Below are 11,604 nucleotides of genomic sequence, written 5' to 3'. Positions count from 1 at the left end.
CACTACTCCCGACGTGTTCGCACTCCGGGCGCGCGCGGCGTCGGAGCGGCTTGGGTGCCGGCCGCACGGCCGGGCCCGTCCATCGTAGGCGAGCCTGCGGGGCGTGGGCGAAGAACCACGACCGCCGTGCCCAGAAGGACCGCCCCGACCACGCCTGCGACGCCGAGCTGCTCCCCGCGCAGCAGGACCGCCCCGACCGTCGCGGTGAGCGGTTCGAGCAGGGCGAGCAGCGTGGCCGTGGTGGCCGGGACGCCCCGCAGCCCCGTGAAATACGCTCCCCAGGCGGCCGCGGTGGGCACGATCGCGAAGTAGGCGAGCAGCAGCCACCCCTGTGCGTCGTCCGGCAGCCCGACGGTCGGGCCGACGACCGCGGCGACGGGCAGCAGCAGGATTCCGCCGAGCGTGAACGCGGTCGCCGTCATGGGCAACGGGGACAGACCGGGCACCGGGCGGCGGTTCAGCCCGGTCATCGTCGCGAACGCCGCCGCCGCCACGAACGCGAGCGCCGCGCCCGCGGGGGCGCTGCCTGCCGCGTCGCCCGGCCGCCCGACGAGGAGCACGAGCCCGACCAGGGCGAGCGCGAGCGCCACGACGGTGCGGGCGGCCGGCGCGCGGCGCGAGCTCACGGCGGTACCGATCGCGACGAGCAGTGGCGCGGCCCCCAGGGCGATGAGCGTGGCCACCGCAACGCCGGCCCGCACCACGGCCGCGAAGTAGGCGCCCTGGTAGACGGCGAGGAGCAGCGCCGTCACGACGATGCGCACCAGCGCCGGGCGCGTGCGGGCCAGGCCGCGCAGCCGGCCCGTCACCGCGAGCGCGACGAGCAGGACGGCGCCACCGCCGAGCAGCCGGTAGGACGCGACGACGAGCGGCGCGAGGCCGGCGGAGTCGGCCAGAGCGGCCCCGGCGAGGCCACCGGTTCCCCAGAGGATCGCGCCCAGAGCGACGAGGCCGAAGTCCCGCCGGCTGCTCACGTGGCTCACACGACGGCTCGCAGAGCGGGGGCGAGGTCGCCGCGGTCCGCGACGACCACCTCCCCGAGCCCGAGCCACCCGGCCAGCTCGTGCAGCTCCGCGGCGAGCTCCTCCACGACGTGCGACTGCGAGCCCGGGGTGCGGTGGGCGGCCTGGACGCGCAGGACGCCGGCCTGGCGGTCGGCCTTGAGGTCCACCAGGGCGGGCATCGACTCACCGAGCAGGAACGGCAGCACGTAGTAGCCCCAGACGCGCTTGGGCTCGGGCACGTAGATCTCGATGCGGTACCGCAGCCCGAACAGCGCCTCGAGGCGGCGACGCTCGAAGACGAGCGGGTCGAACGGGTTGAGCAGCGCCCGACCGGTCGCCCGCCGCGGCAGGGTGGCGTCGCGGTGGCGCCAGACCGGTCCCTCCGTCCAGCCGTCGACGGTGACCTCGGTCAGGACGCCCTCCTCCACCAGCTCGGCGATCGCGCGGGCGGCGGGGGCCAGCTTGATGCGGAAGTAGTCGGCGAAGCTGCGCACCGTGCCGATGCCGTGCGCCCGCGCGCCGATCTCGACCAGGGCGCGGACGCAGTCGTCGCGGGGCAGGTCGGGTGCGTTGAGCAGCGCCGGCGGCAGCACGCGCGACGTCAGGTCGTACTGGCGCTCGAACGCCCCGTTGCGACCCGACGAGGTGACCTCGCCGGTGAAGAACAGGAACTCGAGCACCCGCTTGGCGACGGTCCAGTTCCAGCCCCACTCCGTCCGGGTGGTGGGGTGGTCGGCCTCGAACGTCTCCTGGACCTTCGACGCCGTGATCGGGCCGCGCGCCGTGATGATTGCGCGGATCTCGTCGACCATCGAGCTGTGCTGCAGGGGGACGTCGGCGATCGAGCCCCACGCCTCGTCCAGGTAGGCGCGCTGCCGCCAGACGAGCAGCCGGTAGGTCTCGGGCGGCACGAACGAGGCCATGTGCGCCCACGTCTCGACGAGCCGCCGCGGCGCCCGCCCCGACGCCCGGTCCAGCAGTGCCGGGTCGTAGGCGCCGAGGCGCGAGTACGCGGGCATCAGGTGCGCGCGGGCCAGCACGTTGACCGAGTCGATCTGCAGGACGCCCAGCCGGTCGACCACCTGCTGGAACTGCCTCATGTTCGCGGGCGCGGCCCTGCTGGGTCGGGGCGCGTCGAGCCCCTGGGCGCGCAGGGTGATGCGGCGGGCCTGCGACAGGCTGAGGCGCTCGACGGTCACGGGGCCATCCTGCCGTCCACCTCCGACATGGGACGACCACACGGCGCATCGCCGACGGACCACCGGGAACGACGACGCCCGGCCGGTTGCTGCCGGCCGGGCGTCGAGGTGTGTGCAGATGGGGAGGTGCGTCAGCCGACGCCGACCGCCTGCGGGACGTGGTTCGTGGCGACGGCCGTGTCGAGCTTGATCACGCCGTAGCTCCAGCCACGTCGGCGGTACGCCACGGACGGCTGGGCGGTCTCGGCGTCGATGAACAGGAAGAAGTCGTGCCCGACCAGCTCCATCTCGTAGAGCGCGTCGTCGACGGTCATCGGCTGGGCAGCGTGCACCTTCTCGCGGATGATCACCGGCGAGTCGCCGAGCGTCGTCTCCACGGCGGCCTGCGGGTCCACGGGTGCGGCCGCCTCGGGCTCGGGCTCGGGGGGCCGGACGTCGACGGGGGCGATCGGAGTGTGGTTGCGGTGGTCCTTGCGCCGGTCACGGGTGCGACGAAGCCGTTCGAGCAGCTTGCCGAGCGCCATGTCCAGAGCGGCGTACCTGTCGTCTGCGCACGCTTCGGCGCGGATCACGGGACCTCGGTCCACCACGGTGAGCTCGACGCGTTCGGAGCTTCCGGACTGGCGGGGGTTCGTCTCGTGCGACACGACGACATCGATCCGCTGGGCGCGGGGGGCCAGCTGCTCGACTTTCGCGAGCTTCTGCTCGACGTGCGTCCGGAACTTCGGAAGCACCTCGGTGTGCCGGCCGGCAACCACGATCTCCATGTGAGCCTCCTGCGAGGGTCGGGGGCGGAGCTTGACTCGCCCGCCCGGGGTGACATGCGTTGGGCTGCCCTGAGGGCAGTCGGGCGGCGTCACCTCCTCCCGCAGCCGAGCCCGGACGACCTGTGAGGTCCCCCCGGTTCGGCGCCGGCTCTGGCTCCCCACGTTAACCCCGTGACCCATCCGTGACCACTCCCACGCCGGTGATCACCCCCATGCGTCCGAGGGGCGGACAACCGGCCGGTCCGGCAGCGCCGGCGACCGCGCGGGGCCCGGTGTGGAGGCGAGCGTGAGGGCGGCCACGACGGCGCCGCCGGCCCGCTCGAGCGCGCTGCGTGCCGCCGAGAACGTCGCTCCGGTGGTCAGGACGTCGTCGACGAGCAGGACGCGACGACCGGCGACCGCACCGACGCAGCGACCGGGGACCCACAGCCGGCCGGAGAGGTTGCGGGCGCGTTCCCGCGCGCCGAGCCCGACCTGGTCGCCGCCACGGGCCCGGCGGAGCACGCGCCCGATCTCGGCCGGGACCGCGCCGTCGACGAGCCCACCGACGACCGCCGCGGCGAGGGCGTCGACCAGGTTGCCGCCGCGTCGCCGCCGGGAGGCGGGAGTCGACGGCGCGGGGACGACGAGGAGCGGCGCGACCGGCGCGAGCGAGCCCGCGACGTGCCGCGCCTCGTCGGCCACCGCGCGCGCCAGGACGCCGGTCAGGTCGACCCGGCCCCGGTCCTTCCAGGCGATGACCGCCCGCCGGACGTCCCCCGTGCAGTCCGCGAGCGTCCACACGGGCAGCGGCCCGCGCCCGTCCATCCGGTCGAGGCGTGGGGCCCGGTTCTCGCACCGCCACGGCTCGCCCGCCAGGAGCGCGGCGCAGTTCGGGCACCAGGCGACGTCGTCGCGACCGCACCCGGCGCACTCCACCGGCAGCACCAGCCCCACGAGGTCGCGCAGCACCGAGGTCACGCGACCAGCATCGTCGGCGTCGACCTCGCCGCGACCCTCCCGGGCGAGCGGCCGGCGGTCAGCCGGGCTGAGGTCGGCTCAGCCGGGGTAGGACGGGTAGGACGCCCCCGTGACGCCCGCGACCGGGGCCCACGTGGAGCCGACGAACCGGCGCAGCCCGCCGTCGAGGGAGGTGACGTAGATGACCGTGCCCCCGGCCATCGCCGACGGGTCGGAGACCTCGGGCAGCGACGAGGTCGGACCGGAGACCGGGACCCGGTGCACCGCGACCTTCGAGGTGCTGCGCCCCAGGACGCCGAGCGTCGACTCGTCCACCCAGTCCACGGCGGTGGCGTCCACCATCGACGCGCCCGCGCGGATAGGGACCCCGAGCTGCTGCGGCGACCCGGACTCGTCGCGGATGATCCCCGCCACCTCGATCGCGACGCCGTCCGCCCCCGCGGAGACCACCGCGATCCGGGTGCCGTCCGCCGCGACCCGGAGGGCCCGCACGGTCCTGCCGACGAGCCAGTCGGCCTTCACCGACACGGTCGACGAGCCCGCTCTGACCGCCACGATCCCGTCGTCCTGGGACGCGGTCCAGGTCCAGCCGAGCCGGTCGACGGAGGGTGCCGCGAGACCCGTGCCCTCGTACAGGGTGGCGGCGGGCGCGACAGCCGTCGGTGCGCTGATGAGCGTGTCGGGCCCCGACAGCAGCACGCGGAGGCTTCCGTCGACGCTGCTGGCGGGGCTGCGCGGGTCGAGCCCCTCGAGCGAGCCGACGGACGGCACCGGCGAGACGTCGTCGCGGGAGAGGTACACGAGCCGGTCGTCCTGCAGGAACTCGACGTTGCCGGAGGGGGCGGTGCCACGCTCGAGCTTCGCGGGGTCCTCGAGCGGCACCCCGTCGGTCACCGCGTTCCCGCCGGCCGCGACCGCGACGACCTCGACGGAGCCGACGCCGGGCACGGGTCGCAGGCTCTCCTCGATCTGCGCGAGCAGCAGCCCCCGGTCCGCCTTGGTGACGACCGCCTGCGGGCTCAGGCCGACGAGCGCCACCCCGTCGCGACCCAGCGGCACGGCCTCCGGGTTCATCTCGACACCCTCGGGGATGGCCGTGGTGACGGCGTCGCTCAGCCACGGGGACGGGCCGGCCAGCAGCTCACGCACCACGGACGTCTGCAGGTTCTTCTTCGGCAGCCACCGGGTGTCGGGCACCAGGAACGTCTGGTCGGGCGAGAGGAAGTACAGGGCCGCCGACTGGAAGGTCCGCTCGAAGTCCTGCTCCTGCAGGATCAGCCCGTCGGGCACGCCGGAGATGCGCCACTGGTCGGCGTCGTCCTGCACGAGGTCGAACGTGACCGACTCGATCGCGTTCGGCGGCGCCTCGACGTACCGGCCGTCGCCGTCGACGCGCGCGGCCACCGGCACGTTCCCGACGATCTGCGCGTCGCTCGTGGACGGCCCCCACTCGATCGGTCCGGCGACGACCTGGCCCGAGAGCGGCTTCCACTCGACCTTCGCCGCGCCGGCCAGGTACTCGCGGGCCCGGGCGAAGTCGTCGGAGAACCCGGCCGCGCTCGCCGTCAGGAAGCCGTCGACGATCTGCTGGGGCGTGTCGTCCTCCTCCGGCCCCGGGGCCAGCACATCGACGTCCTCCTGGGTCGAGACCTTCGTGTCGCTCTTCTGCACGGGGCCTGAGGTCGGCATGGCGACGCAGGCGGACAGCAGGAGGAGGGCGGTCGCGGCGACGCCCGCGATCGTCGCCCGCCGTCGGCGGCTGCTGCTCATCGGACCTCCTGCCGTTCGTCGGACGGTTCCGCCCCGCGATTGTGCGAGACGTCGTCGTCGAGCTCCGGCAGCGCGGCGGGGTCGGTGCTCGCCCGGACCAGCGGGATGCGGACGGCGTCGACCGCCGGGGTCTCGTCGGGAACCAGCGGCAGCGGGGAGTCCGTCAGCCGGATGCCCGCGCGCCGCGGGAGCGTGAGCCGGAAGCACGCCCCGCGACCCGGCCGGCCCCACGCCTCCAGCCAGCCGCCGTGCAGGTGGGCGTCCTCGAGCGAGATGGCCAGCCCGAGCCCGGTGCCGCCCGTCGTGCGCGCCCGCGCGGGGTCCGCCCGCCAGAACCGGTCGAAGACGTGCAGCGCCTCGTCGGGGGTCATGCCGACGCCCCGGTCGCGCACCGTCACCGCGACCGCGTGCGCGTCGGCCCCGACCGTCACCTCGACGGCGGTCCCCTCCGCGTGCTCGATGGCGTTGACCAGCAGGTTGCGCAGGATCCGCTCGACGCGGCGCGGGTCGATGTCGGCCACGCACGACATCTCGGGCACCGTCACCCGGAGCCAGGTGCTGCGGCGCTCCGCCAGCGGCGTGGCGTGGTCCACGGCCGAGACGACGACGTCGCGCACGTCGCGCCCGCCCGCCTCCAGCACCGCGGCGCCGGCGTCGAACCGGCTGATCTCGAGCAGGTCGGCCAGCAGCTCCTCGAAGCGGTCCAGCTGCGTCTGCAGGAGCTCGGCCGAACGCTTCACGGCCGGGTCGAAGCTGCCGCGCGCCGTGTAGATGACCTCGCCCGCCATCCGGACCGTCGTCAGCGGCGTCCGCAGCTCGTGGGACACGTCGGACACGAACCGTCGCTGGAGCAGCGAGAGCTCCTCCATCCGGTGGATCTGGTCCTGCAGGCTCGCGGCCATCTCGTTGAACGAGCGGGCCAGCGTCGCCATCTCGTCCTCACCGCGCTCGGGCATCCGCTCGGAGAGGTGTCCGTCGGCGAGCCGCTCCGCCACCTCGGCCGCGCGACGCACCGGGCGCACCGCCTGCCGGGTCACCAGCCACGTCATGCTGCCCAGCAGCGCGACGAGCGCCACGGCCGCGAGCAGGAGGGTGCGCTGCAGGAAGTCGAGCCGGTCCTGCTCCGACTGCAGGCTGTACAGGAAGAACAGCTGGTACGTGCCGGCGCCGCGCACGGTCACGTCCTGGCCGACCATCACGGCGGGCTCCTCGCCCACGTCGACCGGCCACGCCACCGACTGCCAGTGCTGGCCGCCGGTCGCCGTGGCGACGCGCAGATCGTCGGTGACGAGCGGGATGAGGTCGGGGTCGGAGGCCGCGCCGGTCAGCGAGACACCCCCACCCTTCTGGCCGGGTGCCCGCAGCAGGAAGACCTCTCGCTCGCCGGAGCCGCCGGCACGCTGCGCGAACGCGACGTCGTGCAGCAGTCGCTGGACCTCCGTGCCGGAGGTGGCCGTCGAGGCGTCGAAGGTCGCCTGCGCCGCGAGCGTCGAGCGCGCGCTCTCCTCGAGCACCTGGTCGACCCGCGCCTGGAACAGCCCGTCGCGCATCCGGTCGCTGACGTAGACGCCGATCACCGCGAGCGCGACCAGGCCGATCGCCATCGTCGTCGTGATGACCCGGACCTGCAGGGAGCCGCGCCACTTGCGCGCGCCGGAACGGACCCGCCGCATCGTGCGGGCCCGGAACAGCCGCCACGCGCTGTTCACACGCACGACGGCGCCGCCCCCGCCAGGATCACGTCGAAGCCACGCCCGCCTTGTAGCCGACGCCACGCACGGTCACGACGATCTCCGGCTGCTCCGGGTCGTTCTCGATCTTCGAGCGCAGCCTCTGCACGTGGACGTTCACCAGCCGGGTGTCCGCGGCGTGCCGGTAGCCCCAGACCTTCTCGAGCAGCACCTCGCGCGTGAACACCTGCCACGGCTTGCGCGCCAGGGCCACGAGGAGGTCGAACTCCAGCGGCGTCAGCGAGACGGGCTTGCCGGCGCGCGAGACGCGGTGACCGGGGACGTCGATGGAGACGTCGCCGATCGAGAGGTGCTCGGGGGCCGGCTCGTCGCTGCGGCGCAGGCGGGCACGCACCCGCGCGACGAGCTCCTTGGGCTTGAACGGCTTGGAGATGTAGTCGTCGGCCCCCGACTCCAGGCCCAGCACGAGGTCGACGGTGTCGCTCTTGGCGGTGAGCATCACGATCGGCACGCCCGACTCGGCACGGATCTGGCGGCAGACCTCGTTGCCGTCCTTGCCCGGCAGCATGAGATCGAGCAGGACGAGGTCCGGCTGGGTCGCCCGGAACACACCCAGCGCCTCGTCACCGTCCTCGCAGAACACCGGGTCGAAACCCTCCGAGCGCAGCACGATGCCGATCATCTCGGCCAGCGCGGTGTCGTCGTCGACCACCAGCACGCGTCCCTTCATGCGCGCATTCTCGCACCACAGCGGCCGACCGATGGCCAGTACGTGTCCGCGATGCGGCACGCCGCTCACAGATCACCCGGTCGCGCCTCCCGCGCACCGGCCGCCGTGGCACGATGATTCCTCCGCGGGGGCCCGGAGAAGGCTCCCGCGCGAACGCACACCGAGCCGAGGGAGCAGTGCTCGCATGACGAGCCCGCACGACGAAGTGCCGCAGGAGCCGACCTGGGCCTCCCCGACCGGTCCGAGCAGCGACGCCACCCCTCCGGCTCCCCCGGTACCCACCCCGCCGCCGCCCTACGGACAGCCGGCACCCACCCCGCCGGCCCCCGGCTACCCGCCCGCCTACGGCCAGCCCGCGCCGGGCTATCCCCAGCAGCCGCCGCCGCCCGGCTACGGCCAGCCTCCGGGCTACGGCCAGCAGCCCCCGCCGCCCGGCTGGGGCGGACCTCCGGTCGCGCCCGGGTGGGGTCAGCCGATGGCTCCCCCGCCCGGCGCCTCGTGGCGGCCCCCCGCGCTGCAGCCCGGGATCATCCCGCTGCGGCCGATCGGCCTCGGCGAGATCTACGACGGCGCGTTCCGCGCGATCCGCGCCAACCCCAAGGTCATGTTCGGCATGTCGGCGCTGGTGGTCACCATCGCCGTCGCGCTGCAGTCGCTCATCGCCTGGTACGTCCAGGGCGTCGTCGCGGGGCAGATCGCCGACATCGCGAGCGAGGCGGACCCCCAGGGCACCATGGGCCTGGAGAACCAGTGGAGCGCCAGCACCGGCTCGATCGCCGGGCTGCCGATCACCTCCCTGGCCACGACCATCCTCACCGGACTCCTGATCGTGTCGGTCAGCCGGTCCGTGCTCGGCCAGACCGTGTCGATCCGCGACGTCCTGCGGTCCAGGCGCGTGTGGCTCGTGGTCGCGTTCTCCCTGCTCCTCGCCCTGGCGTCGATTGTCGTGGTCGGGATCGTCGTCGGGGTGGTGGCCGTCCTGGCGGTCAACGGGAGCGTCGGTCTCGCGGTCGCGCTCGGCATCCTGAGCGCCGTCGCCCTCTTCGTCGTCGCGATCTGGTTCACGGTCCGGACGCTGCTTGCCGCTCCCGCGCTGATGCTCGAGGGCAAGAAGTTCTGGCCGACGATCGCCCGCGCGTGGCGCCTCACACGCCGCAGCTTCTGGCGGCTGCTCGGCATCTGGCTGCTGACGGCCATCCTGGCCTCGATCATCAGCTATGTCTTCACCGTGCCCGCCGCCCTGTTCTCGGCGCTCTTCCTCGGCGACGAGGCGGGCAGCTCGTTCGCGTCGATCGTCATCCTCGGGATCGCCGACATCATCGCGCTGACGCTGTCGACGACGTTCGTCGCAGCCGTCACCGCGCTGCTGTACATCGACGTCCGGATGCGTCGCGAGGGCCTCGACGTCGAACTCGCGCGCGCGGCGGAGCAGACCGCGTGATCCTGTCGGCCTGGGCGGTGAGCGGTGCGGTACGGCTGCCCGTGTCCGTCCCGGTCGACCCCGACGCCGCCACCGCGCGCCGCTGGGCCACCGAGGAGCTCCTCGATCCCGTGTACCACCGGCAGCCCTCGCTGCTCAGCCGGATCCTCGAGTGGCTCGCCGACCAGATCTCCGGCGTCAGGGCGCCCGGCGTCCCCAGGCCGCTCGTCCTGCTGGCGGTCGTCGCCGTCGTCGCGATCGTCGTCGCCATCGCCTTCGTCCTGAACGGTCCGGTGCGCCGCGCGCGCCGGGTCGCGTCCGAGCGCGGCGTCCTCGACGCCGACGACTCCCGGACCTCGGACCAGATCCGGCGGGCCGCGGACGCCGCGGCGGGTGCCGGGGACTGGACCCTGGCCGTCGTCGAGCGGTTCCGCGCGATCGTGCGCGGGCTCGAGGAACGCACGGTGCTCGACGAGCGCGCAGCGCGCACCGCCCACGAGGCGGCCGACGCCGCGGCCGCCCGCCTGCCCGACCTGGGCGCCGAGCTCGTCGCCGCCGGGCGCCTCTTCGACGCCGTCGCGTACGGCCACGCCTCGGCCGGCGCGGACGACGACGGACGCCTGCGCGCGCTCGACGGGCGCGTGCGTTCCGCGCGGCCCTCGGCCCCCGCCGGCACCGTCGACGCCGTGATGAGCGTGCCGTCATGACGACCACCCACGCCGGCACGTCGACACCGGTCGTCGGCGACGGGACCACCGGGCGATCGCGCGCGGCGTCGCGGTGGCGACGCTGGCGGCTGCCGCTGGGCATCCTCGGCCTGCTCTGCGTCGTCGGTCTGCTCGCGGCCCTCCCCAAGCCCGTCACGTCGACGGAGTCGCTCGCGCCGGACAACGCCCTGCCGGGCGGTGCGCGGGCCGCCGCGCAGATCCTCGGCGACCAGGGCGTCGACGTCCGCTACGTCCGCCGGATCCACGACGTCGAGCGGCTCGCGGGGCCCGGCTCGACCGTCCTGCTCGTCGGGGACGGCTACATCGACACCCCGCACACGGACGCGCTGCGCGCGACCGGCGCCGACCTCGTGCTCGTCGACACCTACTGGGCGGTCGGCGAGCTGACCGGCTCGCTCGGGTACGGGACGTCGTCCGGCGGCGCGTCGGAGACGCGGGACGCCGAGTGCGACGACCCCGACGCCGTCGCCGCCGGCACGATCACCGCGTCCGGCACCCTGCAGGCCCTCGACGACAGCGCGGTGGTCTGCTTCCCGGCCCCGGGGACGCCGACCGCGGCGGGCGGCGCGTACGGCGTGACGACCGCCGACGGCCAGCGCATCACGGTCCTGACCGACCGCGGACCTCTGACCAACGCCGAGCTCGCCGACGAGGGCAACGCCGCGCTCGTGCTGCGGATGCTGGGGCGCAACGAGCGGCTCGTCTGGTACATCCCGTCGCAGGACGACGTCGACCCGGGCGAGGCCGGCAGCCCCGCCATCACCGACGTCGTCCCCCCGATCGTCAACATCCTCGCCCTGCAGCTCCTGCTCGTCTTCGTCGTCGCCGCACTGTGGAAGGGACGCCGGCTGGGCCGCGTCGTGACCGAGCAGCTGCCGGTCGTCGTCCGGGCGGGCGAGACCACCCGCGGTCGCGGTCGCCTGTACCGGCGCTCGCGCTCGTTCGGGCACGCCGCCGCGGCCCTGCGCGCCGGGGCGACGGCTCGCTGCTGCGCGCGCCTGGGGCTCCCGCGCTCGGCCGCGCCCCAGGTCGTCATCGACGCGCTGTCCCGCGCGTCGGGACGACGCACCGACCAGATCGAGGCCCTCCTGTACGGGCCGCCCCCCACGGACGACAACGGGCTCGCGCAGCTGGCGCGTGACCTGGACCATCTCGAGAGCGAGGTTCACCGATCGTGAGCGACGACAGCCCGCAGCGGCCGCCGACGGCGCCGTCCGCCCCGTCCCCGTTCGGGGCACCGCAGCATGCCGCGGCGCCCCCGCCGTTCGGCACCCCGCCGAACCCGGCGCCGCAGCTCGGCACCCCGCCCGGCCCGGCGCCGGCACCCGCCAGGAG

General features: G+C 74.6%; 10 protein-coding genes. 3 read left to right on the top strand and 7 right to left on the bottom strand.

The genetic code is table 11. The features are described from left to right. Window positions 1-2: 2 nt before the first annotated feature. From AC1DZC_RS18470 to mtrA, 7 genes are all read right to left on the bottom strand, one after another. Window positions 3-983, bottom strand: coding sequence for a DMT family transporter (locus AC1DZC_RS18470; RefSeq protein WP_477044274.1), 981 nt, complete (start codon window positions 981-983; stop codon window positions 3-5). Then, window positions 980-2,203 carry a winged helix-turn-helix domain-containing protein gene (locus tag AC1DZC_RS18465; RefSeq protein ID WP_477044273.1) on the bottom strand — a complete coding sequence of 408 codons (1,224 nt, stop codon included), beginning with the start codon at window positions 2,201-2,203 and terminating at the stop codon, window positions 980-982. Before AC1DZC_RS18465 ends, AC1DZC_RS18470 begins: the two co-directional genes overlap by 4 nt. 131 nt (window positions 2,204-2,334) lie before the next feature. Next, window positions 2,335-2,970 (bottom strand): ribosome hibernation-promoting factor, HPF/YfiA family, encoded by a 636-nt coding sequence (gene hpf, locus AC1DZC_RS18460; protein ID WP_477041110.1) that lies wholly within the window; start codon window positions 2,968-2,970, stop codon window positions 2,335-2,337. A 204-nt stretch (window positions 2,971-3,174) separates the two neighbouring features. Further along, window positions 3,175-3,930 carry a ComF family protein gene (locus tag AC1DZC_RS18455; RefSeq protein ID WP_477044272.1) on the bottom strand — a complete coding sequence of 252 codons (756 nt, stop codon included), beginning with the start codon at window positions 3,928-3,930 and terminating at the stop codon, window positions 3,175-3,177. Window positions 3,931-4,008: 78 nt separating this feature from the next. Further along, window positions 4,009-5,700, bottom strand: coding sequence for an LpqB family beta-propeller domain-containing protein (locus AC1DZC_RS18450; protein ID WP_477044271.1), 1,692 nt, complete (start codon window positions 5,698-5,700; stop codon window positions 4,009-4,011). Further along, complete coding sequence (mtrB, locus tag AC1DZC_RS18445; protein WP_477044338.1) at window positions 5,697-7,373, bottom strand: MtrAB system histidine kinase MtrB; 1,677 nt, start codon at window positions 7,371-7,373, stop codon at window positions 5,697-5,699. Before mtrB ends, AC1DZC_RS18450 begins: the two co-directional genes overlap by 4 nt. Before the next feature lie 64 nt (window positions 7,374-7,437). Beyond that, a complete protein-coding gene (gene mtrA / locus AC1DZC_RS18440) occupies window positions 7,438-8,121 on the bottom strand; it encodes an MtrAB system response regulator MtrA (RefSeq protein WP_477041113.1) in 684 nt (227 codons plus the stop codon). Between the two features lie 184 nt (window positions 8,122-8,305). On the opposite strand from mtrA, the gene AC1DZC_RS18435 reads away from it, so the two are divergent. From AC1DZC_RS18435 to AC1DZC_RS18425, 3 genes are read left to right on the top strand one after another with little or no spacing between them, the layout of a single operon-like run. Continuing rightward, a complete protein-coding gene (locus AC1DZC_RS18435; protein ID WP_477044270.1) occupies window positions 8,306-9,562 on the top strand; it encodes a glycerophosphoryl diester phosphodiesterase membrane domain-containing protein in 1,257 nt (418 codons plus the stop codon). After that, entirely contained in the window at window positions 9,559-10,248 is a 690-nt protein-coding gene (locus tag AC1DZC_RS18430) for a DUF4129 domain-containing protein (RefSeq protein WP_477044269.1), read from the top strand. The genes AC1DZC_RS18435 and AC1DZC_RS18430 overlap by 4 nt, the downstream gene beginning before the upstream one ends. Next, the gene (locus AC1DZC_RS18425; RefSeq protein ID WP_477044268.1) at window positions 10,245-11,447 is read left to right on the top strand and encodes a DUF4350 domain-containing protein; all 1,203 of its coding nucleotides are present in this window, start codon (window positions 10,245-10,247) and stop codon (window positions 11,445-11,447) included. The genes AC1DZC_RS18430 and AC1DZC_RS18425 overlap by 4 nt, the downstream gene beginning before the upstream one ends. Window positions 11,448-11,604 lie beyond the last annotated feature (157 nt).

It is taken from the genome of Cellulomonas sp. P2_B4 (genome assembly GCF_056404795.1).
This window is presented reverse-complemented; position numbering and strand designations above follow the sequence as displayed.

What these genes read in the sequence shown, in the direction of transcription:
- hpf (WP_477041110.1), bottom strand. Translation starts at nt 2,970, where the DNA reads ATGGAGATCGTGGTTGCCGGCCGGCACACCGAGGTGCTTCCGAAGTTC.
- AC1DZC_RS18450 (WP_477044271.1), bottom strand. Translation starts at nt 5,700, where the DNA reads ATGAGCAGCAGCCGCCGACGGCGGGCGACGATCGCGGGCGTCGCCGCG.
- mtrB (WP_477044338.1), bottom strand. Translation starts at nt 7,373, where the DNA reads ATGCGGCGGGTCCGTTCCGGCGCGCGCAAGTGGCGCGGCTCCCTGCAG.
- mtrA (WP_477041113.1), bottom strand. Translation starts at nt 8,121, where the DNA reads ATGAAGGGACGCGTGCTGGTGGTCGACGACGACACCGCGCTGGCCGAG.
- AC1DZC_RS18435 (WP_477044270.1), top strand. Translation starts at nt 8,306, where the DNA reads ATGACGAGCCCGCACGACGAAGTGCCGCAGGAGCCGACCTGGGCCTCC.
- AC1DZC_RS18425 (WP_477044268.1), top strand. Translation starts at nt 10,245, where the DNA reads ATGACGACCACCCACGCCGGCACGTCGACACCGGTCGTCGGCGACGGG.